We start from the raw sequence: 26,147 nt of genomic DNA, 5'->3' as shown, positions 1-26,147 counted from the left end.
CGAATAAAGTAATACTAATTGTCTGTTAAGAGGTAATGTTAATATGTTTGGAATAGGAATGCCCGAGTTGCTTATAATACTGGTGATAATACTTATCATATTCGGTGCAGGAAAACTTCCCGAGATAGGTAGTGCAATCGGCAGGGGCATAAAGAACTTTAAAAAAGCTACAGCCGAACCGGAAGAAATAGACGTAACTCCTGATTCTAAAAAGATTAACGAAGATGAGAACAAATAGGATCACTTAGAGCGGTCCGCAGGGGTTACAAGCTAAGATTCAAACTGAACCGGTAAGCTTTAAGAATTATAGACGACTCTTGTAACCTGTTAAAAGGGAACGTCGTCTTCGGGTGCCGATTCTGAACCTGGAAATGTCTGCTCTGATTCATTCTGATCCGAAACTTGCGATTGCGATTCCGATACCTGGCCTTTTGACTCAAGCATTTGCATATTTAAGGCAACTATCTCTGTGGTGTATCGTTTGTCGCCATCTTTATCTTCCCAGGATCTTGTTTGAATCCTGCCTTCAATATAAACCAAGCTTCCTTTCGAAAGATAATTTCCGCATATCTCCGCCAATCTTCCAAAAGTAACAATTCTGTGCCATTCGGTCCTCTCTGCCCTTTCACCGCTTTTGTCTTTCCAGCGCTCGCTGGTGGCTAATCTTAAATTCGTAACCATCGTGCCATCTTGAGTATATCTTACTTCGGGATCGGCTCCTAGTCTTCCCACAAGGATAGCTTTGTTAATCATTTTAACCCCCCTTAATAATAATGTATCTTGACCCTATACACCACTTAACTAAACTTGACAATCTAATTATATTCCTTGTTGACATCACCTGTGTTATTAAGTAATCATCTTATAACATTCCATCAGATAACGAATTACAACAAGGGAAATCCGATGATTCGTGATGAACTCATAACAGAAGTTCGAGATGCCCTCGTCAGAAATTATTACAACGGTATGACTGTGACAGAGGGGAAGGACAGACTTTGAGTCCCTGGGAAGGAATAATACTTGGAGTTATTCAGGGACTAACGGAATTTTTACCGGTGAGCAGTTCCGGCCATCTGGTTATAGCTCAGAGTTTTATGAAGGGGTTCAGGCAGCCTGGTGTTCTTTTTGACGTGATGCTCCATTTCGGGACTCTTTTAGCGGTCATTTTTTTCTTAAGGAGAGATTTATACGAAATTGTAAAAGCCATAGTACCGAAACAACCCGATAATGTAGATTATGCCCTTATATCTATTAGAAGGAAGACTGCAGTTCTTATTGGAGTGGGAACCATATTTACATGTATTATTGGGTTTGCATTAAAAGACAAGGTTCATATACTCTTCGAATCAGTTAATGTTGTTGCTTTCATGCTTCTGGTAACGGGATTTTTACTGTTTCTTTCTGACAAGATCAAAAACACAGAGAAGTTCGAAAAGGATATGACCATCACTGACAGTATAATTATCGGTATTGTCCAGGGGATCGCTATCGTACCGGGCATATCGAGATCCGGCTCAACGATAGCCTTTGGAATATTCAGAAAGTTGGACAGGGAAACGGCGGCAAGGTTTTCCTTCCTGCTTTCAATCCCGGCAGTAATTGGGGCAGTGATCCTCGAATCACGGCACATTGTTTCCGTTCCGTCGAGCGACTTAATTATCTATATAGCCGGTACCATTGCCGCTCTATTAACCGGTTTTATGTCATTGAAGCTTCTCTTTTTAATAATCAAAAAGAGAGGGCTTAGTATCTTCGCTTACTACTGCTGGTTTGTGGGTATTGCCACGTTGCTTTTTAATATATGATCGTTTAACGTTGAGCAGGAAGTAAATGAAAGATACGGATGTCGTTTGATTTTTAGATTTTAAAAGTAAGGTCGTTTATGAAAGAAAAGCAGCAGCAATCAAAAAGAGGAAAAGAAATTTTAGGGATTATATTCCTTGCCATCGCCATTTTTACCTCGTTATGCATTGTTTCCTATAATCCAGCCGATCCTTCCTTTACACACTATGTGACAGGCAAGGTAAAGATTCACAATCTTTGCGGTTCTGTCGGATCCTATACCGCTGATATTTTTATAAGGTTCATGGGAATAGGAGCCTTCTGGCTTCCGATTATCCTTATCATAACTTCCTTCAGTTTTTTCCTGAACAGGATCTTCAAGGTCGGTTTCCTGGTCATTGCCGGTTTTATCGGTCTCATATTTTCCACATCTGTACTTTCAGCAATGAGATACCCCACAATCCATATGTTCGGGACAAAAATTGCCTCGGGGGGTCTTCTTGGGACTTTTTTTTCAACATTCTTGAGTTCGTATATGAACCACGTAGGCACATATATACTTCTATGCCTTATCCTTATCGTATCCCTTATGATCACTGTCAACCTGTCTCTGATATCTCTGATCAGGGGTATAATAAAGTCAGTAAGTGGCATGTTTGTCTGGCTGAAAACCTTCATTGTAATAAGAATAGAACGGTTCAGAAGGCAAAAGAAGGTCTCCAGTGCAAAGAAAAAAAGGCAGACGGAAGAAGCTCCACTTATAACTGCTGCGGAAAGGGAGCGTAGAAAGAGATTAGAACAGACATCCTTTGAATTTCTCGAATCTAATGGCACTTTCAATCTGCCTCCGCTTTCCCTTCTTGACGATGTAAAGCGTAAGGACATGAGGATTAAAAAAGAAAGCCTCATTATGAATTCCAGGATTCTGGAAAAGAAATTATCTGATTTTGGAGTCGACGGAAAAGTAGTGGAAGTTAAACCGGGTCCTGTAATTACCATGTACGAGCTTGAGCTGGCACCCGGTGTAAAGATAAATAAAATAGTCAACCTTTCTGACGATCTCGCATTAGCCCTTAAGTCACCCCGTGTAAGAATTATTGCCCCCGTACCGGGGAAAGCAGTAGTCGGCATTGAAATACCGAATAACGAAAGGGAACCGGTACACTTAAAAGATGTTCTGGATAATGAGGAGTTCCTTGAATCGAAATACAAACTTCCAATTGCCCTGGGAGAGGATATTGTTGGAGTTCCTGTGATATCAGATCTTGTCAGAATGCCGCATCTTCTTATTGCGGGAACCACCGGTTCGGGAAAGAGCGTCTTCCTCAATGCAGTAATTTGCAGCATACTCTTCAAGGCAAGACCGGATGACGTAAAATTCATCATGATAGACCCCAAGAGACTGGAACTGTCAGGTTATGAGGGAATACCCCACCTACTACACCCGGTGGTTGTCAATCCCAAAAAGGCCTCTACTGTCCTCAGGTGGGCCGTCGAAGAGATGGGGCGAAGATATGAACTAATAGGGGAGACCGGCGTTAAAAATATCGAAAAATACAACAGGTTGGTGGAAAAAGCCCTGCTCCTCGATCTGGAAAAACGGAAAATCACTAAAGAAGAGAACGGAATTTCCTACGCTTCCGTTTCCAACCCGGTTATCCCATCTTCCGGGGTTGATGACCAGGGAGAAAGTGAAATAAAAATCCGTTTCAAGCTTCCCTATATTGTCATCGTCATCGACGAACTTGCGGACTTGATGATGGTGGCGCAAAGGGATGTGGAGGAGTCTCTTACCCGTCTGGCACAGATGTCCAGAGCCGCGGGCATTCACCTTATTCTGGCAACCCAGAGACCGTCAGTCGATGTCATTACAGGGGTCATCAAGGCAAATTTCCCCACGCGTATTTCATTCCAGGTTTCCTCAAAAGTAGATTCGAGAACGATACTCGACCAGCTCGGTGCGGAACATCTTCTTGGAGAAGGAGACATGCTCTTTATGCCGCCCGGAACAGCAAAACTCGACCGAATCCATGGCGCCTATGTGGCCGATCAGGAAATCGGGAAAATAGTCAGCTTCACAAAGAAACAGGGAAGGCCATCTTATGATGAATCGATACTGAATTATAAACCCGAATCATCAAAGAGCGAGAAATTAGATGAGGAATTTGATGAAAAGTATGATGAAGCAGTTGCCCTGGTTACAGATCTGGGGCAGGCGTCTATCTCCCTCGTACAGCGATATATGAAAATAGGATACAACAGGGCTGCCCGGATTATTGAAAGAATGGAAGCAGAGGGTATAGTAGGTCCTTCGGATGGCGCCAAACCGAGAAAGATCCTGGTTGGAAAGCTTCCACGCTAAGATGCAAAACAAGAACATACATTTCGTAAGCCTCGGATGTCCCAAGAACCTTATTGATTCCGAGGTAATGGCATCTCTCCTGATAAAAAGCGGCTTCGGCATTACCCCCTCTGCAGAAGAGGCCGATATCATTATCATTAACACCTGCGCTTTTATTCTCCCCGCAAAAGAGGAATCTATTGAAGAGATCCTCCAGATGGCTGAGTGGAAAAAAGATGGAAAATGCAGGCATCTGGTCGTGACAGGCTGTCTTCCGCAGAGGTACGGGACGATCCTGAAAAAAGAGATTCCTGAAATCGATCTTTTTCTGGGAACCGGTGAAATTCCAAGGATTGCCGACTTTATCAGCAATCTGGAAAACGGTACGTTTGCTGAGCGTCAATCCTTCATAGGGAAACCTTCCTTTCTTATGGATTCCACCTATTCACGTCTCCTTTCCACATCCGGCTGCAGCGCTTACCTGAAGATTGCCGAGGGGTGCTCAAATTGCTGTTCCTACTGTGTGATACCCTCCATACGCGGGAAATACAGGAGCAGGGAAGTAGATGACATACTCAAAGAAGCGGAAATGCTCGTCAAGGCAGGGATAAAAGAGATAAATATCACCGCTCAGGACACAACCTTATACGGTAGCGATCTGAAAGGAAAGCCCGGCCTGAGTCTCTTGTTGAAAGAGATGGCCTCTATGGATGGGATCAGGTGGATAAGGCTCCTCTATGCGTATCCTGCATATCTTACCGGGGAGATTTTTCAGACCATAGCCGGGGAAGAGAAGATATGTAACTATATCGATATTCCCCTCCAGCATATCGATGATGATATCCTGACGGCAATGAACAGAAAAGGCGGGAGTAGACTCATTCGAAACACTTTAAATCTGGCAAGGGAGGTTATTCCGGGGGTGGCTCTCAGGACCTCTCTTATCGTGGGATTCCCGGGAGAGACTCCGGAAAAATTTGATAAACTGCTCGATTTTGTAAAGTGGGCAAGGTTTGAAAATCTTGGAGTATTCGAATATTCGAAGGAGGAGGGAACAGCGGCAGCCGATTTCCCTGCTCATGTTCCTGAGAAGGAAAAGGAACTGAGGAAAAATATCCTGATGGAAGAGCAGTCGAGAATTTCCTATGATATAAATCAATCCCGTATCGGTGATCTTGAGGAAGTTCTGATAGAAGATGAAAGTAATCGCCCGGATTTCCCGTATATTGGCAGGACAAGAGGCCAGGCATGGGAAATAGACGGGATAACGTATGTCAGTGCGGACGATGCAGCAGTTGGGGATATTATAACCTGCAAAATAACTTCAGCCGATGTTTATGACCTTTTTGCCAGACAAAGAGATAATGAAGCGGAGATGTGACAAACATTCCATGCCCGCGGTACCGAAGGGATGCGAAGGGGTGTTGTATAGGAACGATAAATTTGACTTTTTACATAATCTTAATATATATACAGTTAGCTTTTCCGCCTCAAAGGCGGACATCATCAGTAATTTCCTCCCACTTGATGGGGGAGAACTACGTTGGAGGTGAAGACTTTGTCGGATATTATGCAGCTACAGGATGTTCTGAATCGCTACGCAGGTAATCTCAAGAGCGTAGAGGAACATATGGAGAAGTATCTCTACTCCGAAATACGTCTTATCCCCCAGGTCTCCAATTATCTGATCAGCAGCGGAGGGAAAAGATTCAGACCCCTATTACTCTTGATTGCTTCGGATATCTGCGGTTATAAAGGGGAAAATCACTATCCCATGTCTGCTGTTATTGAATTTATTCATACGGCATCGCTCCTTCACGATGACGTGGTAGATCACGCAGAAACAAGACGGGGAAAGTCCTCGGCCAATAAAGTCTGGGGAAACTCTGCCAGTGTCCTTGTGGGGGATTTCCTCTATTCCAAATCCTTCAAGCTGATGGCCGATTATGGGAATTTTTCTATAGTGAAGCTCCTTTCAACCACCACGAACACAATGGCCGAAGGTGAAGTCCTGCAGCTGATGAAGTGTGGTGATATAAATATCACCGAAAAGGACTATCTGTCTGTGGTGGAGAAAAAAACTGCCATTTTGATCTCTGCGGCCTGCGCATTGGGTGGTATTCTGGCAGATGCATCGGAGGAAAAAGTTGGTGCATTGACCAAATTCGGCATGAGGCTTGGTATGGCTTTTCAGATAACCGATGACACACTCGATTATGTCGCCGTGGAGGAAGAGTTCGGGAAAGCCATAGGCAAGGATATCGAAGAGGGGAAGATTACACTCCCTCTCATATATACGCTCAAAAAATGTTCGCCTGAAGAGAAGAAGGCGATTAAAAAAACTGTAAAGAGCGACGATCCAGACATCGAGGATATCGGGAAAATCGTCTCCCTGATCGACAAATACAAGGGGATAGATTATGCCCTCGGTAAAGCAAAAGCATATATTGACGAGGGGAAAACCCTTCTTGAACCGCTTGAAGGCTCGAAGGCAAAAACAGCTCTCCTGACGATTGCCGATTACATCATTGAGAGAAAGCTATAGACCCGCCCCCCGCAGAAATTTCAAAAGAAAGCCTCGAGATAGCCACTCATTTCTTACAAAAACCACGAAGAGGAGTCAGCAATGACGGTAGAAGAAGTAATTAAAGGGAGACGGAGCATAAGAAAATTCAAAAAAGATGAGATTTCCCGCGATCTTCTCGAAGATATTTTGGAGACCGCATCCTGGGCGCCTTCCTGGGGAAATACCCAGCCCTGGGAATTTTACATACTGACAGGGAAACCCCTCGACGAATTCAGAGAAAAGAACCACGAGAAAATGGTCAACGGTGAACCATTTTCAACCGATGTGCCCATGCAGGAAGACTGGCCGGAACATATGAAGAGACGGTACGGTGAAATGGGGAAAATCGTGATGACGAGCATGGGTATCAAACGAAGAGATAAAGATGCCCGCAATAAAATCTATCAGAATATGGCGACTCTCTTCGATGCGCCGTGTCTTATCGTCGCCTGCATGTCCAGAGATATCCGTATAGAATACGGAATGTTTGATATCGGCCTTATTATGCAGACCATCTGCCTTTCGGCCTATGAGAAAGGGATCGGGAGCTGCATTATGGCCGTCGCCATCGGTTATCCGGAACTTCTGCGAGAGATCCTTTCCATACCAGAGGATAGATCAATCATCATCGGTGCGGCCTTGGGATATCCCGATAAAGACTCTCCTATCAACAATTTCGAAAGGGAAAGAGCCCCCTTAACTGAATTTGTCAAATGGGTCGGTTGAAGGAATGAAGATGAGTCAAGAGCAGATTTGATCTGTTTCCCTCTTGCTTCGTATTTCTCTTTTTTCAATTTGACACAGGACATCTGAAAATATACAATAACATTATAAAATCCTTGATAATCCAAAATCCGAGGTGCATGGGGCATGATACGATACGTCATAGAGTACGGTTATAAAAGAAGATATAATCTATTATCTGCTATTGCATTGTTACTGTTCGCTTTCTGTGCCGCAGTATCTCTGAGTTCCTGCGCGGTAGTGAGTCCGTACACTATCGATATAAACTATGAACCTGCGGATACAACTCCAGCATTGAACAAAAATGTCTGGAAACTCGTCTTAACTGTCGCAAAATTTAACGATTTGCGTCAGGTAAAAGACAAAATGGAGATTGGTAAGGTTATAAAATCCGATGGCACTCAAATCCCCATTTTTCCCAAATTCCGAATTCCTTCCGATGCGGTAACGCATGCCTTTAAGGACTATCTCACTAAAGCCGGAAACAGGCTATCAACAGATACACCGGACTGGGATCTCAAAAATGACACGATTAATAAAGAGTGGGGGAATATAGTAATAGGCGGAAATATCCATGAGTTTGAAATCGTCTGCACCAAGGAATTCCCTATCAGGAAATATACTGCCAAAGTCAAATTTGTCGCCGGTTTCGCGAATGTCCGGAAACCGGAAACAATAGTTAAAATCACCGTTGAAAGTACTCCCACTGTCGAACATGTCAGCTTCTCGGAACAAAAGATTGAAGAAGTAATGAATGAAGCCATGTCGGTTGCCATTAGAAGGGTATTTGAAAGTGAGGAAATAAACCGGATTTTTATAGACGCCGCGAAACAGATCGACTGACACACTCCACATTAACGACTCGAAACAACAATAGATTCAAAAAAAGAGGCCCCGCTGGTCGAATTTGTGAAATGGGTCGGTTGAACAAAAAAGTATCTTGATACCGGTTTTTGAAATTTATTCAGAATTGACCACGGAGTTATGAGATACCATCCATATCTGGAAAGAGGTTCTCTGATTTAAGATTAAATCGACTGGCAAGATATATTGAATTGCCGATTTGATAATTTTATTACATACAGCAAGTGAATATCTTGAAACTTTGGGCACTCAACAAACATAGAAAAATCTTGACAAAGAATATCATCTTAGTATTGTAAATATCCGATTCACCGAAATTATAGTAAACAAGATTAACCCTTTTATCACAAAGGAAGAGGGTATCATGGGCAGATTATAACAAAACCCCGTTTCTCAAATGGAGAGATGGGGGGGTTGTTTTAGGTCGATCTTAATGATTTTAAAAGTTTGGCATTGGTGACCTCACTCTTTCCATTCTTCTGCAATTGACAAATATGACAAGACAATGCTAAGGAGCGTTTAAATAGTCCTAAATTTGCACAACCGCAGGTTGAAAAAAAAGATTGGCCTTTGGAGCGATCCCCATATGGTACCACCGTGGGAATAGAGGAGACGTAAAAGATAAAAGACAAAAAAAGGAGATAGTAATCATGACTGACAAAAAACAAAAAACAATTACTTTTGAGTATAAAATTTCCCCCAATTACGTCATCTACAACACCAGCGGGTGTTATGGTGGCTTAAATGCTTTTGGTGAAATTATAATGAATGTTTATAGTGAAAGAAACGCGATTCCTCAATCCGAAACATATAAAATAGATAATACTGGACAGCTTAGTAAAAAACCAATTTCTGAAATTAAAAAAGAATCTGTTATTAGAGATGTTATGTTTTCACTTTCTATTAATCCAAGAGTTGCAAGGTCTATGGGACAATGGTTAATTGAAAAAGCAGATATTTATGAAGAAACAATCGAGAAGCAAAAACAATAAGACGGAGACAGAAATGGAAGATAGACAATATAATAGTGACATTGATTCTCTTGATCCAACATTAAGACGTAAGGTAAAATACATAACCGATTATGGTTTGCTATTAGTAGCGTCGGGGAGTTACAATATTGGGTATATGGTAGGATATGCTACCGGAATTCAACAAATGATGCCTGCATTAAACCATATTAAGATACATAAATTAGAAAGCAAATTTCTTAGTATGTCAATAGATGTTATTATTGATCCAGATGACAATGGTTTCCTTGCTCAGGCACCTGATCTCCCTTCAGTATATGGGTATGGTGAAAATAGACTTCAATCTATTGAAATGTTAAAGCGTGAGATCGAATCACTCTATGAAGATTTGCTGGAGGATGATAATTTTACGGAAGAATGGCTCAAAATTAGAAATTTCTTAGCGGAAAGAATTATTGAGTAAGGAATATATGAAAAACCAAAAATTTAATACTCTCGACGTTAAGAAATGTTGTGAAAATGAAAATAAACTTGGTATTCGTTTTAGAAGTAAGAGCAAGGAATATAATGGATGGTTTGAGAAAGATGGAGTGAAAGTAAAGAGGATTACTATTCCAAAAGGTAGAAAACCGATCGGGAAGGGACTTTATAATGAAATGGGTAAACAGCTTGCATTGACAACAAGTGAATTTGATGACCTTCTTGAATGCCCTTTGAATAGAGAAAAATATGAAAAGATACTAAAACACAAAAGAATTATTTAAAATTAGAATTCCTCCACCCCAACCGCCATCCGGCAGTTTTTTATGGCGGTTCAGAGTCAAACACAATTTCCAAGTTAAGTAGCATAAGAAAGGGGGGCACCCATTCAAGGTGCGGTCAAGTAAAAGCACACATCTCCATTGCAAAGATAACGTTTCTTTATTGATGCTCCCGTAAAAAGTCAGAAAATACCATTTCTCGTCATTCCGGCGAAAGCCGAAAGCCAGTCTTTTCAATAAGTTCTGGATGCCGGATCAAGTCCGGCATGACGTTTTTGGGACTTTTTACGAATCCATGTTTATTGATTCCCATCAAAATTGCATGTAGGAAATCAATATCACAACTCCCCAGTCAATTCTTACAGTGTGGACAACTGCTATATGCCTTGATCAAGGCTTTCAAATCAAAAACTGTGTACAGCTTTATTATTATTGTGGGCTTATATTACACGAATGCCTTCGTAGGCGTATCTCAGGGTCTCGTCGAGGCCTTCCCGGTCAATCTTCACGGCGAGCGGCAGATAATCGAGTATGTCCTGTGCCGTTATGCCGTCCTCACCGATATCTTCGGCTGCAAGATCGCCGGCGAACCCATGGATGAAAACGCCTTTTCTTGCCGCATCTTCAATGGATAAACCGAGGCCGAACATCGCGGCGATGGTTCCCGTAAGAACATCACCCGATCCTGCCGACGCCATACCGGGATTCCCGCTCATATTGATGTAAACTTTCTCATCGGGATAACCGATCAGCGAGTGGGCTCCCTTCAAGGCGATGATTGCGTTCAGCTCCTTTGAGGTACTCCGCAGGACATCTATTTTATTTCTGTCAAGATCGCTTACATCCATTTTTGTAATTCTTGACATCTCGCCCAGGTGAGGTGTCAGTATCGTAGGCCACTTTCTCTTTTTTATTATGTCCAGGTCTTTGGAAATGGCGGTGATACCATCCCCATCGATGAGGAGCGGTTTTTCGATTTTCTCTATGAGCTCTCTTGTCAGTTGCTGCGTCTCTTCGTTTAATGATAAGCCGGGGCCGATTACTACCATGTCCATTTTTTCGGAAAGCTCAAGTAAAGCGTCTCTATTTTCTAAAGAGATGCTCCCCGAATTCGTTTCTTTCTGCGGAATAAAAACAATCTCGCTTCCCTTATTGGCAATAAACGGTGTCACTGAAACGGGTGCCGCGAGGCGCGAATATCCTCCGCCCGCTTTCAGGAACGACAGGGCGGAAAAATAGGGCGCCCCGAAGTAGCTTGAAGCGCCCGCGATAAACAGGGCTTCACCCAAAACCCCCTTGTGGGCTTTTTTGTCTTTCGGGGGAAGTGTAATGTGATCGTTGATTTCAACTTTTATTGAATCTTTATCATAGAGGGATGGAGGAAAAGATATGTGTGAAACATACAATTTTCCACAATGTTCATAGCCTGGGAAAAGCATGTTTCCTATCTTGGGAAGGCCGAAAGTAACGGTATAGTCTGCCTTGACTGCGGCACCCATGATTTCCCCGTTGTCGCCATTGATACCGGAGGGAATGTCCATACTGAAAACCTTTTTACCGCTTTCGTTAATAAGCTGTATGACATCTCCATGGAGGCCTTCGACATTTCTTGTTAAGCCCGTGCCAAAAATTGCATCAACTATCGCATCGCAATGCAGGACATCACTCTTTATCGATTCCACGGATTCAAAATGCCGGATTTCAATCGGAAACAGGGATATGATATCGAAGTTTGTCTTTGCCGCACCTTTAAATTTATTTACGTCACCCAGAATGAAGACCTTTATATTTCCGCCGTTTGAGTGGATTTTTCTCGCGACAACGAGTCCGTCTCCTCCGTTGTTGCCGACACTGCAGATAATCGCAAATTTTTTATCCTTTACGCCAAACTCGTTCAGTATAACAAAATATAAAGCCTCCCCCGCGTTTTCCATTAAGAGCTCTTGAGGTATAGCAAGGGTTTCTATTGCATACCGGTCAAGAGACCTCATTTCGGCGACTGTGCTTACTTTCATTTCTCACTCCTTTAGCACTGTTGTTTCCCTGTTCAAGCTTGACCGGGAGCGCACCCGCAAGCCCCGCCTTGTAGGCGGGGTAAGGGGCGCAATATAAAACAAACATATTCCTTACCGGGAAGCCCCGCCCTGTGGGCGGGGAGCTTCACTTTTATCCTCTCAGTTTCTTTACCAGGGAAGCAACTCTTTTACCCAGTTTTGCGCCATTTGCAGCAGTTTGTTCATCCGGTGCTCCGGTACACGATACACCGTAGTGGCCGGTTGCGTCCAGAGGATCTCCGACAATGATCATTCCATATATCAGCATGACCTGTATAATCGAGATCATCGTCGTTTCTTTACCCCCCGACGGGTCAAACGATGTTGCAAAAGCGGCGCCTATCTTGTCTTCCATGTTGTTGCGGGTACCGACAAACTTATCAAAAACCTCTTTCATCTCAGCGGCCATCACTCCGAAATATACAGGTGAGCCGGCTATAATTCCATCAGAAGACAAAAAGTCATCTTCTGTAACTTCAGATGCCGGTTTCAGTACACATTTTACATCCTCAACTCCCTGTACACCTTTTGCTATTTCTTTAGCCAGTTTTTCAGTATTCCCTGTTCTTGAATAGTACATCACTAAAACCTGCATGTTTGCCTCCTGAATTTAATAGTTTGTTAAAATGGAATCCTCTATTCCTTTTTAAGCTCATCACTGAGCCATTTAAGATAGTCTTTACTGCCGCCAACAACAGGTGTAGCTATAATTTCCGGCGTCTCATACGGATGCATTTCTTTGATTGCTTTTTCAAGTTCCACATATAGATCTTTCCTGCTCTTGATGAGACATAGCCACTCTTTGGATGTTTCTATATTGCCTTTCCAGTGATAGGTGCTCATTATGGGTCCAATTATCTGGACGCATCCGGCCAGTCTTTTCTCTACCAGACTGCTGGCTATCCTTTCGGCATCCTTCTTTTCTTCGGTAGTTGTAATAACCTGGATATAATCTTCCATCATGGGTCACCTCGCTGGAATTACGTTCCACGTTGCGTCATTTTATACATCATAATTGCTGCCGCATGTGCAAGGCTGAGTGATTCCGCACCACCGGTACCGGGAATATACCATTGCTCAGCAGCTAAACTTGTCAATTTTTCCGGCAGCCCGTGACTTTCACTGCCAAGCAGAAGTGCCGTTTTATATGTACAGCTGTGTGGTGTAACTCCGTTTTGTGCGGTGCTGCCCACTAAAAAATAATGTTTTTTAAATTCCGGCAAGGCCTTATCGAAATCTACTTCGGGGATAATTGACAGATGAAACAGGCTTCCCATGGAACTTCGAACGACTTTTGGATTGGTAAAATCTACCGAATTGGTGCTCAGCACGATTGTCTTGATACCGAACCAGTGGGCCGTACGCATGACAGCACCAAGATTACTTGGATTGTTCACTTCATAAAGCAATAAAAGATGATTGTTTCCCTTCTCCAGCGCCGGGGAAAATTTTTCGGAATGAGGCATCTTGACAAGTGCCATAATTCCTTCCGGTTCGCTGTCCTGGCTAAATCTTTTCCATTCACTTTTTTTCAGGGTATAAATTTCGATATGACCCGGCAGCGTTGATAAAAAGGACTCCAGATGTTTCTTCTTTTCTTCCAGTATGAGCAACGCCGGCGTATCGTATGTGCTTTTCAATAATTCTTGCACAACCTTGAGGCCCTCTGCCAAAAAAAGCCCCTCCTCGTGGCGATACTTTGCCATATTCAGTTTTGACCATGATGTAAGTTGTTGTCTGGTGGGTTTAAGGGTCGTCATAGCTATCTTTACATGTTGTTAGTTCTAATTAGACCCCCATTCTTACTCTTTCTGCTCATACATTACCAGTGGATTAATTTCTATATCTTTTATATTGGGATAATTGACTTTCACTACATTATCCTACTCTTTAAACGCAAGTTTAAGTTCGTAAACACCTGCACTGATTCTTCTTTCAATCTCAAAGTCCATTTTTTCAAAGACATGTCGCATTATGTTATTTTCCACCAGAACATCTGCGGTAAACCCGTGAAGTCCCTGTCTCTTGGCAAGATATGTTAAATAGGAAAGCAATTCTGTTGCTATCCCTCTGTTATGACAATCATCTCTCACCACTACTGCCACTTCAGCAGTATGCGTTGTTTCATCTATTCCATACTGACCAACTCCCAGAACTTTCTCTCTCTCTTCCTCCTTTGCAACAGCAAGAATTACCATGTCCTTAGTATAATCAATGATCACAAAATGTTGCAAGAGTTCATGAGGCATATCTTTCCGTCTCGAAATAAACCTTCTGTAGAGACTCCTGTCTGACAGGGCATAGAAGAAATCTTTTAATAATGGTTCATCACTGATCTTTACAGGTCTTAAAAAGATATCAAATCCTGTTTCTGTCGTCTTATAAGTTTCCAGACTTTCCGGATATTCCCCCCTCTTCCCGGAAATAAACGCCTGATCTTTAAAAATAATGTTTGCTTCCTTTGCTTCCTTTATCAGCGAGGATCTGAATTTCGGATGAGCAATAGCTATCAATTGCATTGCCCTTTCTCTTATGTTTTTCCCGTGCAGATATGCTATCCCGTATTCAGTCACGACATAATGAATGTCACCCCTGTTGAGAGTTACCCCCGCCCCCTCTTTAAGAAAAGGTGATATCCTTGAAATTTCCCCATTTTGTGCAGTTGATTGAATGGCGAGTATTGTCCGCCCATTTCGTGCCATCACCGCGCCCCTCATGAAATCAGCCTGTCCCCCTATCCCACTATAGAAGACCTTTCCCAGGGATTCCGCACTTGCCTGGCCGGTAAAATCTATCTCCAGGGCTGTATTGATGGCCACCATATTGTCATGCTGAGCTATAATCAGGGGATCGTTTGTGTAGTCGATTGTTCTAAGCTCGATCATGGGATTGTCATGTAAATATTCGTAAGTTTCTGTCCCCCCCATACAGAATGTCGCGATTGTCTTTCCACGATTAACATTCTTTTTTGAATTATCTATAACCCCTTTTTTCATCAAATCCACTATACCCTGACTAAGAAGCTCCGTATGAACACCAAGATGTCTTTTTTTATCGAGGTTAGACAAAATTGCATTGGGAATGGTTCCATACCCCACTTGAATTGTATCTCCGTCCTTAATCAACCGTGATACATATTTGCCAATCTGTCTCGTCGCCTCAATATCGGTATCTTCCACTTCGTATTTGAGAAGAGGTTCATCATGAACAACAATAAAGTCAACATCATTTATGTGTATAAAACCATCACCATGTACCCGTGGTACATTATAATTAATCTGGACCACCACTATTGAAGCTTTTTCCGTCGCCGCCTTAACAATGTCAACACTGACACCGAGACTCATATAACCATGATTATCCAGGTAAGATGTTTGGATTAAGGCAATATCAATCGGCAGCGCTCCGCTGAGTATCAAGTCCGGAATTTGAGACAGAAATATCGGCGTATAATCGGCCATCCCTTTATTGACAGGTTCCCTGGTAAGATCGGAAATGAAGAAAAAATTATGTCGAAAATTCCGCTTGAATTTTTCAGCCATATATGGAGAAACACCAAGAGACCATACGTGGAGAACTTCAGCATCGAAAAAGGCCTTTGGATGGGATTCCACATAATCTGTGAGGGCATTAACAAGGTATTGGGGTTTTCCACAGCCGGTACCGATAAATATTCGATCACCTCGATTAATATGGTTGAATATTTTATCTTCACTTATAAACTTCTGCGGATATAACTTGGTAAATTTTTCTATTCTCTTATGGTATATCTGAGACCTGAGAGATAAGAGATCCGGTCGATATTCTTCACGTATGTCTATATTACTATCTGGATCCATCTATATTACCCTTCTTATAGTGACCTTTGTTTTATGTTTTACTTACGGCCTGAACATCTATTGACTGTTTTTAACAAAGATCTAATGTTGATGTTCTCGTAAAAAGTCATAAACTGCACCATTTGTCATCCTGAACTCGTTTCAGGATCTCGCTTGTTTCAGCATCTAATTATTTCAGCAAGTTAGAGACCCTGAATGATCCTGAAACAAGTTCAGGACATGATTTTGGGTGACAAAAAAAGACTTTTTACGAGACCATCAATGTTTGTCAAGTGACAATTATTTTTGACCATTTCCATACTATCAAGCTGATAAACAAGAAAAAAGATCAGCTTTGGTGCGAGCGCCAAAACAGGCTTGATGAGAAGAAGAAAAAGGCTATTAGAGGGAAGTGTTCTCGAAAACCTGAGTTGGGAAAGCCGATTCGAACAAGGTCAACAAGATAAAACTGATGGCTTATGCCCTCACAAAATATTGGAAAGATGTGTTGATATATTACACGATTATCCAACCCTGCGTCACTTCAGAACAGTAACATTCGAAAAGCTCAATAATAAACAGAATAAAGATGATGATCAGACAGTGTATAGTATTAGGGTTATGAACACTCGGAACCAAAATTACTCAGTATCTGATAACTCTGGCCCCCATTCCTTCTCATATCTGTATATCAGTACCGAAACTTATATTGTTTGGCAGGGTTTAGGCAGATTTTGGTGGAGATGAGGGGAATTGAACCCCTGACCTCGGCATTGCGAACGCCGCGCTCTCCCAACTGAGCTACATCCCCAACCCCTTTATCTGATAGCGGTAATATCTTATTTGCTTATTGCATTTGTGTCAAGAATTTTATAATATGGCGAAACTTGACAGTTTCGTAAAAAGTCTTTTTTTGTCACCCAAAATCATGTCCTGAACTTGTTTCAGGATCATTCAGGGTCTCTAACTCAATAATTAGATGCTGAAACAAGTTCAGCATGACAAATGGCATACTTTATGACTTTTTACGAGGCCATCAAACTTAAATTTATAATCAAAGGGGTAAGATGTGGCAAAAATAGACGCTTTTTTTAATTTAATGCACGAACAGGGTGCATCAGACCTCCATCTCGTTGCCGGACAGCAGCCGGTTGTAAGGATAGGAGGAGAGATGGAACGTGTCAAGTACAACGTGCTGGAGAATGATGAGCTGAAAGGCATGCTCTATGAGATAGCGCCTGAGCATAAAATCAAGCAATTCGAAGAAACGGGAGATATGGACTTTGCATATGAAATCCCGGGGCTTGCCAGATACCGGGCCAATTTTTTCCAGCAGCAGAATGGTGTTGCGGCAGTTTTCAGAGAAATTCCCAGTAAGATATTAACCGTTGAACAATTGGGGCTTCCACTTATTGTTGCCAAGCTGGCATCTCTGCCCCGGGGACTCGTTCTGGTAACCGGACCAACGGGGAGCGGCAAATCGACGACCCTTGCAGCTATAATTGATGAGGCAAACCGTGTCCGTAAGGATCATATCATCACTGTGGAGGACCCGATCGAATTTGTTCATGAGAGCCAGGGTTGCATAATAAACCACAGGGAGGTCGGCCTCCATACCAAAAGTTTTGCTGCAGCACTTCGTGGTGCCTTGCGGGAAGATCCTGACATTATTCTGGTGGGAGAGATGCGAGACCTTGAAACAATATCACTTGCAATAGAAGCCGCATCAACCGGTCATCTTGTCTTCGGAACCCTTCATACATCGAGTTCAGCCAAGACAGTTGATCGGATTATCGAGGTTTTTCCTGCGAGTGAGCAGGCACAAATCCGATCCACACTGGCCGATGGCCTCCGAGCGGTATTGTCACAAACCCTGTTTAAGCGCGTTGATAAAGGGGGGCGCTGTGCTGCTCTTGAAATATTGATTGCTAACCCGGCAGTTCGTAACCTGATCCGGGAATCGAAGACCTTCCAGATTCCATCAATGATACAGACCGGGAAGAAGTTTGGAATGCAGCTATTGGATGACTCGATTATGGAACTTGTCAACCGGGGTTGGATAGGCGTCGACGATGCATACAATAAGTGTAACGACAAGGCGAAGTTCAGACCTCTTTTAAAACGTCCCCCAACAGATTTTACAGAGGTATAAATATCCTATTGTCGGAGGGAAGTAATATGAGAAAACAGGAAACAGATTATATCTTAACAAAGATGCTTGATTCACATCAGAATGTCTCTGACCTGAATATTACCGTGGGCAAGCCGTTACAGGTGGAAAGTTCCGGCGAACTAACCAGTGTTAATATGGATCCTCCTTTTGCTGAACTTTCTCCCTTCCAAACCGAGATCCTTGCTCTGAATCTTATAAATCAGGATCGTCGTCTGACAGAGACACTCTTCGCTGAAGGGTCCTGCGATTCTTCTTATGAACTTCCTGGTAAGGCCCGTTTTAGGGTCAACATATTCTCTCAGCGTGGAAATTACTCAATCGTATTGCGAAAGCTTGAAACCAGGATTCCGACGTACGAGGAATTGAGTCTCCCCGAGGTCTTTTACAAGATAGCAGAGGAGAAAAACGGGATTGTTCTGGTAACCGGTGCAACCGGTAGCGGGAAATCTACATCACTTGCTGCAATGTTAAATGATATAAACGAAAAAAAATCTGTTCATGTTGTAACCCTGGAAGACCCTGTTGAATATCAGCACCAGCAGAAGAAAGCCACATTTAACCAGAGAGAACTGGGTACAGACTTTGATGGTTTTGCTACTGGTCTGCGAGCCGCTCTCAGGCAGGCGCCAAAGGTAGTTCTGGTTGGTGAAATGCGTGACAGGGAAACGGTGGAGATTGCATTGAGTGCCGCAGAGACCGGGCATCTCGTAATGAGCACTCTTCACACAGTAGACGCTGGTCAGACCATTAACCGAATAATCGGCATGTTCAATTCTGAAGAAGAAAACCAGATTCGCATACGTTTAACTGACACAATTCGATGGATCGTCTGCCAGAGACTCCTCCCCAAGGAAGGGGGAGGGCGGGTTGCTGCCTTTGAAGTTATGGGAACTAACCTGAGAGTTAAGGACACGATTCTCCACGGTGAATCGGAAGGAAAAACCTTCTATGAAATAATCCAGGCAGGCAAGCCTTTTGGCATGGTGACCTTTGACGATTATATTGTTGAATTATACGAAAAGGGACTCATCACCGAAGAAACCGCAAAGGCCTATGCCTCCAACAAGAGTGTTGTCAGCCGTGGCATTGATGCTATAAAGAGTGCCAAAGGAGAGACAACAACTGACATAGATAAACTTGAAGTAGACATGGACTACGGAAAACCCGGAAGAAAACAGTAAAGGGAAGAAAAGGAAAACATCATGGAGGAAAAGAAAACACTTGTTGATGAGGTAGCATCAGACAAATACGATCCTTCAGACCGGCCATTTGACTTCGTTGAGGAAGGTGGAAAAACTGCCCTGATCTGCGAATCTGACCCTTCAATAAAAGCAGAAATGATATCTATTTTAAAAGAGATGGACTATCAAATCACGGACACCGTATCTGTACGAGATGCGCTCAAGGCAATGAGGTTTCATGTATATGATATGGTTGTGCTGAATGAAAATTTTGATACAGACGATCCTGATGCTAATAATGTACTCAAATATCTTGAGCGCCTTCCGATGGGCATCAGAAGGAACCTTTTTGTGGCACTGGTAAGTAACAGATTCAGAACCATGGATAACATGGCCGCTTTTAACAAAAGCGTCAACACTGTTATTAATATGGAAAACTTTGGTGATTTCAAGACAATTATAAAACGGGGCGTGGCCGACAATGAAGCCTTTTATCACGTCTTTAAAGAAACCATGAAAAAAATGGGGCGGATCTGAACCACAGGCCACATATTCCCGTTAGGAACATCATACCAGGATTTGCCGTCAGTCTTCGGCCGAGAATGCCAAGAAATTTAAATATCAAATATCAAAATGCAAAATGCAAAAGTAAAATGAATGAATAATATGGATATAAAAACCAACCAGTTATTTTAAATATTGATCACCTTTTCGTTTTGATATTTTCATTGACGCAGGTTCTTTTAGTAATCCGGCCTTTTGAAGAGCTTTTTCAGCTGTTTCAGTGAAACCCTCAGCCGTGCAGGATTCAGCAAGTCGTAGATAATAGAATGGGTTTTGTGGATCTGCGATGATTGCCTTTTCGAAAATATCTATTGCCTGACGATGATACATCTCCGAGGCCAGTGTATTTCCAAACCTGTTATAGAAAATAGCTGCTGATTCAGGATTTATTCTGATAGCATTTTCGTAAGCATTACTCGCCTTTTCAAATTTTCCCTGCTTCACCAGTACATCACCGAGATCGCAGTAACAAAGTGAACTGTCAGACCTGTGTTTCAGGGATTTTCTGTAAGCCTTTTCAGCCCTTTCATACTGCCCTGCCTTGTAATAGACACTCCCGAGCCTGTTATAAAAAAGAGAGGCCTCTGGGGGGTCGATGGCAACAGCCGTATTGTAAGCGTTCTCAGCGCCGTCGAGGTCTCCAGCGGCAACAAGGACATTCCCGAAGTTAATGAAAAACGTGGGAGAATCGGGTTCTATACTAATGACTTTTTTGAAGACCTCAACGGCCTTATATGCGTGACCAGCCCTCAAATATGCATTGCCGAGAGTACCGAGTAGATTAACATCCTCTGGCTGGGCAGCAACTGCCTTCTCACAGGTATCGACAAGTTTGTCATGTTTTCCTTCATCCACGAATATTCTAACCAGTTCATCAAACGCAAACCCGGTAAAAACCTTCCCTCTCAGTTCTTTTTCAAAAAGTGTCTCGAGACATCCAACGGCATCTTCCAATCTCCCGCTTTCTCTGTATGCCCAAGCCAGAGACATGATAAGGGAATCTTCACCGGGATTCATATCCGCCAATTTTTCATAGAGGACAGCAGCATCTTCATAGCGCTTTTCTCTCATGTATTCATCGGCAAGATCGTAAAACTGATCTCCTGTCGCTTTCTTGGTCATGACCTTTTTATATTTTTAACGAATCCCCTTTGATGTAATTTACTATCAACTTTACTGTCTCATCTACCTTCGCTTGTGCATCCGCCTTGAGCTGTAAAGCCTTCTTCTTTGAATCCTCAATTTGTCTATCTGCTTCTTCGTTGGCCGCACTGATGATTTTATTCTGCTCCGCCCTAATTTCATCCATAGGGAGTTCTGAAGACAATATTGTATTCACCTTTTTTTTAGCATCTTCCAGTATTTGTCTGGCTTTAACCCTGGCTTCATCGAGGAGCTTCTCAGCCTCGCTTTCAATCTCTCTTATCGTAGTTTGCATTTCTTCAGGCATAAGAAAAATCCTCTGTCTATTGTTTGTTCATTTCATCATATTTTTGGATGATACAATACAGGCCCTGATCGAATACACGAATTGTTCTATTAATAGTTGCTATTGCCTGATGGTGATCAACGGGTGTAAGAAAGAGCGCCTGGAATTCGGCATAAAGCCACATATGCCTCCTCATCATAACAATGGCGTACGCAGCTTCTTGCAGGGGAATTCCTTCATCGTACCTCTCTTCAGCGTATTTTGAAAAGAAGTCACACACTTCCTTGTACGGTTTTTCGCTAAAGTATATTATCCTCAGATTCCTGTAAAAATCCAAAGCATGGGGGAAACATTCTTCCGCTAACATGGAATGGTATGATTTTGTCCGGGGATTTTTCCTTACAGCTTTGCACCATTCTCTGGAAATCTCCTCTGCATGACTTTCTGTAATATCTATCAGCTTGTCTGCAAACGCTTTCATAATACTTCTCCTTTCTTAGCTGTTGTCTTTATAATATTTTTAAAAAGTTTCAGCCTGAATCCTCAGGGATTTTTAAAAAGAAAGACATACTGTGTAGTTGTTTTTAACACCTTTCTAACTATGTTTAACTGAGGTCTAAATATTGTTATTAGACCATCTTTGCAGACCACATTCATGTCAAGAATCTTCGAAAAGATCTTTGCTTCTGTTTCCCCTTTTGATCGTACGGTCACCCAGCCTTGATCCGAAGTAATTTCTATAATTATTGGAAGTAATAGAGAAGTTTGCTCATTCTCGTATAGCATTTGCGAAAGATACTCAAGTTCCTTTTTCTTAAAAAAATGTGCGCTCCCGTCGTTACATACCACATGAGGATGTTCTTCCTTCAGGAGTTCGGTGAGCGATTTCCGTTTACGCGGGATCTGTGCATTTAAAGCTTTGAATTCGTCTTTCAGGTATCCTGCAACGAATCCGTCGGGAAATTGATCAGTAGGCATAGGCTTCTCTCTGTTCGATAAGTAACTTTACATGTTTGAGACGAGCAGCCTCTTCCCTGTCTCTCTCTTCAAATTTCATGGTTAAATATTTTATGGTCATATCGAGACCCGGGACTACGACATGCTCCAGGGCATTGTTTATTCTTTTTACCTTGTTGATCTCCATTCCTAAAAGTTCCAGGGATTTTTGAAGTTCAGCAAGTTCGATAATGGTCTTCAGGCATTTTTGGGAAAGTTCTGTGCTGTGATCCAGAAATGAGGAAGTATCTGCCATGTTCTTCGTCTCTGCTTTCATTTCATCCGCTTTCTCAATTTCGAAAAATGGTATTCTAACCCCCGCGACATTCCTTGTTCCGGCGTTCACCTTAAAGGCCATTTCGGATACCAGGAGTTCCTTTTTCAGAGACACGTATCCATGATACCCTGCAGTTATAGACAATGACCTGTAAGCTTCTGAAAATTCTGTGAGGAGTCTATCTTTAACCGATGCGCATTCTCTGACTGTCTGAAGCAGCTCCATGATCAATATGGAAAGTCTGTCCTTGACAATCTTATGGATCCTTGTAGCCAGCTTAAGCCGGTGCTTGAGACGTGCAAGCTCAATCTTGGTTGGTCTTGTAACCTGTATTTTTTTAGCCATGGCTTACCTTAGTAAGGTGAAGTTTTTCTAACCACCGAATTTGATGCACGGACAAACAATACCGAAGCAAATTCGGCACATGGTTTGTCCATGCCACCTACCAGAGTTCGGCTTCAAGGATTCGATGTTTCTGGCAGATATTTTTTGATGAACTCTTCACTTATCAATTTCAGATCCTCAACAGGAATCATCGAAAAGATTTTCCATGCTAATTCCAGAGTTCCCTCAACTGTTCTTCTTTCATGCTCACTCTGGGAAATATATTCCTGTTCAAATCTGTCCGCAGCAGCAAGGTAGATTTTATCCCTGTCGCTTAAGGCTTCAGTACCGATAACAGTTGAGATTTCTCTCAGATAGTTCCCCTCTGCGTACACTGCGTATGCCTGCATAAATACATTGTTATGGTCTTCTCTCGTTTTTCCCTCCCCGATTCCCTCACGCATCATTCTGGAAAGAGACAAAAATATATCTATTGGCGGATATATTCTCTTTCTCTCAAGAGCTCTCGAAAGAACAATCTGCCCTTCAGTGATGTATCCTGTAAGATCAGGTATGGGATGGGTAATATCATCGTCGGGCATGGTCAAAATGGGCAAGATCGTCACCGACCCTTCTTTCCCGGTGATTCTCCCAGCCCTCTCATACATAGAGGAAAGGTCTGTATACATATATCCCGGATAGCCCCTTCTGCTGGGTATCTCCCCTCTCATTGCAGCAAGCTCTCGAAGCGCATCACAGTAATTCGTGATGTCGGTGAGTATGACTAGCACGTGCAGACCATGTTCCCATGCGAGATATTCGGCTGCGGTTAAGGCCAGACGAGGTGTCGATAATCGCTCGATTACCGGAGATGATGCCGTGTTGATGAATCCAACAGCCTTGCTGAGTGCTCCGGTCTCTTCAAGGTTGGAAATAAAATAGGCGGCGTCGTCATAGCTGACTCCTATTGCTGCAAAGACAGTTACAAAATCTTCCGTTTCCCCTTTTAAAGCAGCCTGCCTTACTATCTGGGCTGCGATCTTATTATGGGGCAGGCCTGATCCACTGAAAATCGGCAATTTCTGGCCCCTGACAAGAACGTTAAGACCGTCAATAGCGGAAATACCTGTTTCGATGAATTCTGAGGGCGGCTGCCGGGATGCTGGATTTATAGGTACCCCGTTAATGTCAATATAATCCTCTGCTACAATAGGGGGGCCACCATCTATGGGACTCCCGCTTCCATCGAATATCCTTCCCAGTATGTCGATAGAGACGGGCAGTTTCAGGGTTTCACCCTTGTATATTATCGTGCTTTTCAAAAGGTCGACCTCGCTGACGCCGCCAAATACCTGGACTACCGTCATTTTCTTGCCTACCTCGATAACCTGTCCACTTCTCTTCTCACCGGTGCCTAACTGAACATCGACAATTTCGTTGTATCTGATGCCGGGAATACTCTCAATTATAAGGAGTGACCTTCTCGCAGTGCTTATCGCTTTTGTCTCCCTTGTAAATAGTTGCAGGGATTCCATCATCATATCTCTCCTTCTTGAACCTCCGTACTTTCTTCTATCTCAGACCATATGCCGTGGACATATTTATCAAAATCCTCATTTGGGACATCCTTCATTCGGGATATTCTTTGTAATGTTTTTGACGAGGCGATATCGCTCACTAACGTACCCGATACAGACATTTCCCGGGCTAATTCGTAAAACTTCATAATCGTGCTCAGCATCAGATGGGCCCTTTGGGGGGTCGTATAGTTATCAACCGGATGGTAGGCACTCTGCATAAGGAAGTCTTCCCTTATCATCCTCGCGGCAAGAAGGATTAACTTGTCATCTTCAGGTAACGACTCCGGGCCAACAAGCCGCACGATCTCTTCCAGTTCTGCCTCTTTCTGAAGTATTTTGAGTGTCATATCCCTTGTATCTGACCACTCAGGACTGATAGCGCTCCACCAACGGTTCGTTGCATCTGCATAGAGACTGTAGCTGGTGAGCCAGCTTATCGTTGGGAAATGCCGTTTATTTGCCAGAGCAACATCAAGTGAATAGAGTGCTTCAACGATCCTGAGGGTACTTTGAGTAACGGGTTCGCTGAAGTCAGCCCCAGGAGGACTTACTGCCCCGATTACAGTAACCGATCCATTCCTTAAAGGACTTCCCTTACACTCAACCCTTCCGGATCTTTCATAAAATGAGGCCAGTCTTGAACCGAGATATGTGGGGAAACCTTCTTCACCGGGTGTTTCTTCGAGTCTTGCCCCAATCTCTCTCATTGCCTCAGCCCACCGCGAAGTTGAATCTGCAACGAGGAGAATATCGTACCCCATGTCTCTGTAATATTCAGCTAAGGTAATGCCTATGAAAATACTTATTTCCCTTGCCACAACAGGCATGTTGGACGTGTTGGCAATAAATATTTCTTTTTCCTGCAATAACTTGCCTGTATTGGGGTCCTTTAGCTGCTTGAAGCTATGGAGGACGTCCGCCATCTCGTTTCCCCGTTCACCGCAACCTACATAGATATTTAACTGTGTTTGTGCCCATCTTGCCATCTGCTGCAGTGTAACTGTCTTGCCGGTACCGAAGCCGCCCGGTATGGCCGCCTTGCCCCCTAATGCGAGGGGGAAGATGTAATCTATAATTCTGGTTCCTGTAACGAGCAAATTCTCGGGATTCAATCTCTGTTTGTAGAGTCTTGGTTTCCTTGCCGGCCATCGTTGCATAAGTGTGATATTTTTTCTTTCTCCGTCATGTTCTACAACTGCAACCGGCTCTTCTACCGTGTAGTCGCCTTCAGATATCTCCAGCAGTTTGCCCTTAATACCTATCGGTATCATTATTCTGTGTTCTACGAGCCCCGTTTCGGGAACTGTACCGATAATATCACCTTCTTCGACCTGATCACCAGCTTTGACTGAAGGTGTAAAATGCCATTTTTTGTCCCGGTCAAGAGGGAATGTGCGTGCCCCTCTTTCAAGGAAATCACCGATATCTTCCATCATCGTAACAAGAGATCTTTGAACACCGTCAAAGATGCTCCCGACGAGACCTGGGCCGAGCTCCACCATCAATATCTCTCCGGTTCCTTCTACTGGTTCTCCGACGCGAAGCCCAACGGTATCCTCATAGACCTGGATAACCGCCTTATCCTGTTCAAGTCCGATTATTTCTCCGGTTAGCCTTGCCTCGCCCACATCAACAACTTCGTATACCTTGGATCCTCGCATGTCTTCAGCGATTACGACGGGTCCTGAGACTTTCCAGATTTTACCCATTGGTCATTTC

At 43.1% G+C, this 26,147-nt stretch carries 27 protein-coding genes and 1 tRNA gene; 14 read left to right on the top strand and 14 right to left on the bottom strand.

Going from position 1 to position 26,147, the window contains the following annotated elements; genetic code table 11:
* The first annotated feature begins 43 nt into the window (after nucleotides 1-43).
* On the top strand, nucleotides 44-238 hold the full coding sequence (locus Q7J27_13515) for a twin-arginine translocase TatA/TatE family subunit (protein MDO9530158.1): 195 nt from the start codon (nucleotides 44-46) through the stop codon (nucleotides 236-238).
* 89 nt (nucleotides 239-327) lie between these two features.
* On the opposite strand, the gene Q7J27_13510 is transcribed toward Q7J27_13515, so the two are convergent.
* Entirely contained in the window at nucleotides 328-753 is a 426-nt protein-coding gene (locus Q7J27_13510) for a single-stranded DNA-binding protein (GenBank protein ID MDO9530157.1), read from the bottom strand.
* Nucleotides 754-843: 90 nt separating this feature from the next.
* Here Q7J27_13510 and Q7J27_13505 point away from each other — a divergent pair, with 90 nt between their 5' ends.
* The 10 genes from Q7J27_13505 (at nucleotide 844) to Q7J27_13460 (ending at nucleotide 10,035) form a co-directional block, all read left to right on the top strand.
* Nucleotides 844-1,002, top strand: a complete 159-nt coding sequence (locus Q7J27_13505) for a hypothetical protein (protein MDO9530156.1) — start codon at nucleotides 844-846, stop codon at nucleotides 1,000-1,002.
* Nucleotides 999-1,808: an undecaprenyl-diphosphate phosphatase gene (locus tag Q7J27_13500; protein MDO9530155.1), complete on the top strand. Its 810-nt coding sequence runs from the start codon at nucleotides 999-1,001 to the stop codon at nucleotides 1,806-1,808. Before Q7J27_13505 ends, Q7J27_13500 begins: the two co-directional genes overlap by 4 nt.
* A 77-nt stretch (nucleotides 1,809-1,885) precedes the next feature.
* The gene (locus Q7J27_13495; GenBank protein MDO9530154.1) at nucleotides 1,886-4,147 is read left to right on the top strand and encodes a DNA translocase FtsK 4TM domain-containing protein; all 2,262 of its coding nucleotides are present in this window, start codon (nucleotides 1,886-1,888) and stop codon (nucleotides 4,145-4,147) included.
* Entirely contained in the window at nucleotides 4,101-5,507 is a 1,407-nt protein-coding gene (gene rimO / locus Q7J27_13490) for a 30S ribosomal protein S12 methylthiotransferase RimO (GenBank protein ID MDO9530153.1), read from the top strand. The genes Q7J27_13495 and rimO overlap by 47 nt, the downstream gene beginning before the upstream one ends.
* A 177-nt stretch (nucleotides 5,508-5,684) precedes the next feature.
* Nucleotides 5,685-6,671, top strand: a complete 987-nt coding sequence (locus tag Q7J27_13485; protein MDO9530152.1) for a polyprenyl synthetase family protein — start codon at nucleotides 5,685-5,687, stop codon at nucleotides 6,669-6,671.
* 81 nt (nucleotides 6,672-6,752) lie between these two features.
* Complete coding sequence (locus tag Q7J27_13480; GenBank protein MDO9530151.1) at nucleotides 6,753-7,418, top strand: nitroreductase; 666 nt, start codon at nucleotides 6,753-6,755, stop codon at nucleotides 7,416-7,418.
* A gap of 144 nt (nucleotides 7,419-7,562) precedes the next feature.
* Nucleotides 7,563-8,279, top strand: a complete 717-nt coding sequence (locus Q7J27_13475; protein ID MDO9530150.1) for a hypothetical protein — start codon at nucleotides 7,563-7,565, stop codon at nucleotides 8,277-8,279.
* A 671-nt stretch (nucleotides 8,280-8,950) separates the two neighbouring features.
* On the top strand, nucleotides 8,951-9,292 hold the full coding sequence (locus tag Q7J27_13470) for a hypothetical protein (protein MDO9530149.1): 342 nt from the start codon (nucleotides 8,951-8,953) through the stop codon (nucleotides 9,290-9,292).
* 13 nt (nucleotides 9,293-9,305) lie between these two features.
* Nucleotides 9,306-9,734, top strand: a complete 429-nt coding sequence (locus Q7J27_13465) for a hypothetical protein (GenBank protein ID MDO9530148.1) — start codon at nucleotides 9,306-9,308, stop codon at nucleotides 9,732-9,734.
* Between the two features lie 7 nt (nucleotides 9,735-9,741).
* A complete protein-coding gene (locus Q7J27_13460) occupies nucleotides 9,742-10,035 on the top strand; it encodes a hypothetical protein (protein MDO9530147.1) in 294 nt (97 codons plus the stop codon).
* Between the two features lie 437 nt (nucleotides 10,036-10,472).
* Here Q7J27_13460 and Q7J27_13455 read toward each other — a convergent pair whose 3' ends face one another.
* The 6 genes from Q7J27_13455 to Q7J27_13430 form a co-directional block, all read right to left on the bottom strand.
* The gene (locus tag Q7J27_13455) at nucleotides 10,473-12,047 is read right to left on the bottom strand and encodes an NAD(P)H-hydrate dehydratase (GenBank protein MDO9530146.1); all 1,575 of its coding nucleotides are present in this window, start codon (nucleotides 12,045-12,047) and stop codon (nucleotides 10,473-10,475) included.
* 151 nt (nucleotides 12,048-12,198) lie between these two features.
* Nucleotides 12,199-12,681, bottom strand: coding sequence for an NAD(P)H-dependent oxidoreductase (locus Q7J27_13450; protein MDO9530145.1), 483 nt, complete (start codon nucleotides 12,679-12,681; stop codon nucleotides 12,199-12,201).
* 41 nt (nucleotides 12,682-12,722) lie between these two features.
* Nucleotides 12,723-13,049, bottom strand: coding sequence for a divalent-cation tolerance protein CutA (cutA, locus tag Q7J27_13445; GenBank protein ID MDO9530144.1), 327 nt, complete (start codon nucleotides 13,047-13,049; stop codon nucleotides 12,723-12,725).
* Between the two features lie 17 nt (nucleotides 13,050-13,066).
* Complete coding sequence (locus Q7J27_13440; GenBank protein ID MDO9530143.1) at nucleotides 13,067-13,846, bottom strand: RNA methyltransferase; 780 nt, start codon at nucleotides 13,844-13,846, stop codon at nucleotides 13,067-13,069.
* Between the two features lie 123 nt (nucleotides 13,847-13,969).
* Nucleotides 13,970-15,925: a GNAT family N-acetyltransferase gene (locus tag Q7J27_13435; GenBank protein ID MDO9530142.1), complete on the bottom strand. Its 1,956-nt coding sequence runs from the start codon at nucleotides 15,923-15,925 to the stop codon at nucleotides 13,970-13,972.
* A gap of 714 nt (nucleotides 15,926-16,639) precedes the next feature.
* Nucleotides 16,640-16,715: transfer RNA gene (locus Q7J27_13430), tRNA-Ala, on the bottom strand.
* A gap of 258 nt (nucleotides 16,716-16,973) precedes the next feature.
* On the opposite strand from Q7J27_13430, the gene Q7J27_13425 reads away from it, so the two are divergent.
* The 3 genes from Q7J27_13425 to Q7J27_13415 are packed head-to-tail and all read left to right on the top strand — an operon-like array spanning nucleotide 16,974 to nucleotide 19,795.
* Nucleotides 16,974-18,056: a type IV pilus twitching motility protein PilT gene (locus Q7J27_13425; GenBank protein MDO9530141.1), complete on the top strand. Its 1,083-nt coding sequence runs from the start codon at nucleotides 16,974-16,976 to the stop codon at nucleotides 18,054-18,056.
* Nucleotides 18,057-18,082: 26 nt separating this feature from the next.
* A complete protein-coding gene (locus tag Q7J27_13420) occupies nucleotides 18,083-19,258 on the top strand; it encodes a PilT/PilU family type 4a pilus ATPase (GenBank protein ID MDO9530140.1) in 1,176 nt (391 codons plus the stop codon).
* Nucleotides 19,259-19,279: 21 nt separating this feature from the next.
* The gene (locus Q7J27_13415) at nucleotides 19,280-19,795 is read left to right on the top strand and encodes a hypothetical protein (protein ID MDO9530139.1); all 516 of its coding nucleotides are present in this window, start codon (nucleotides 19,280-19,282) and stop codon (nucleotides 19,793-19,795) included.
* Nucleotides 19,796-19,945: 150 nt separating this feature from the next.
* On the opposite strand, the gene Q7J27_13410 is transcribed toward Q7J27_13415, so the two are convergent.
* The 7 genes from Q7J27_13410 to Q7J27_13380 form a co-directional block, all read right to left on the bottom strand.
* Nucleotides 19,946-20,944 (bottom strand): tetratricopeptide repeat protein, encoded by a 999-nt coding sequence (locus Q7J27_13410; protein MDO9530138.1) that lies wholly within the window; start codon nucleotides 20,942-20,944, stop codon nucleotides 19,946-19,948.
* 7 nt (nucleotides 20,945-20,951) lie between these two features.
* On the bottom strand, nucleotides 20,952-21,272 hold the full coding sequence (locus Q7J27_13405) for a hypothetical protein (protein ID MDO9530137.1): 321 nt from the start codon (nucleotides 21,270-21,272) through the stop codon (nucleotides 20,952-20,954).
* Between the two features lie 16 nt (nucleotides 21,273-21,288).
* Entirely contained in the window at nucleotides 21,289-21,732 is a 444-nt protein-coding gene (locus Q7J27_13400) for a hypothetical protein (protein ID MDO9530136.1), read from the bottom strand.
* A 62-nt stretch (nucleotides 21,733-21,794) separates the two neighbouring features.
* Nucleotides 21,795-22,229: a DUF61 family protein gene (locus Q7J27_13395; protein ID MDO9530135.1), complete on the bottom strand. Its 435-nt coding sequence runs from the start codon at nucleotides 22,227-22,229 to the stop codon at nucleotides 21,795-21,797.
* On the bottom strand, nucleotides 22,219-22,869 hold the full coding sequence (locus Q7J27_13390; protein MDO9530134.1) for a V-type ATP synthase subunit D: 651 nt from the start codon (nucleotides 22,867-22,869) through the stop codon (nucleotides 22,219-22,221). Before Q7J27_13390 ends, Q7J27_13395 begins: the two co-directional genes overlap by 11 nt.
* Before the next feature lie 113 nt (nucleotides 22,870-22,982).
* Nucleotides 22,983-24,389 (bottom strand): V-type ATP synthase subunit B, encoded by a 1,407-nt coding sequence (locus Q7J27_13385; protein ID MDO9530133.1) that lies wholly within the window; start codon nucleotides 24,387-24,389, stop codon nucleotides 22,983-22,985.
* The gene (locus tag Q7J27_13380) at nucleotides 24,386-26,137 is read right to left on the bottom strand and encodes a V-type ATP synthase subunit A (GenBank protein MDO9530132.1); all 1,752 of its coding nucleotides are present in this window, start codon (nucleotides 26,135-26,137) and stop codon (nucleotides 24,386-24,388) included. Before Q7J27_13380 ends, Q7J27_13385 begins: the two co-directional genes overlap by 4 nt.
* Nucleotides 26,138-26,147 lie beyond the last annotated feature (10 nt).

This window comes from Syntrophales bacterium (assembly GCA_030655775.1).
Classification (GTDB): Bacteria; Desulfobacterota; Syntrophia; order Syntrophales; family JADFWA01; genus JAUSPI01.
Note: the sequence above shows the minus strand (reverse complement) of the source record. Positions and strands in the feature narration are given on the sequence as shown.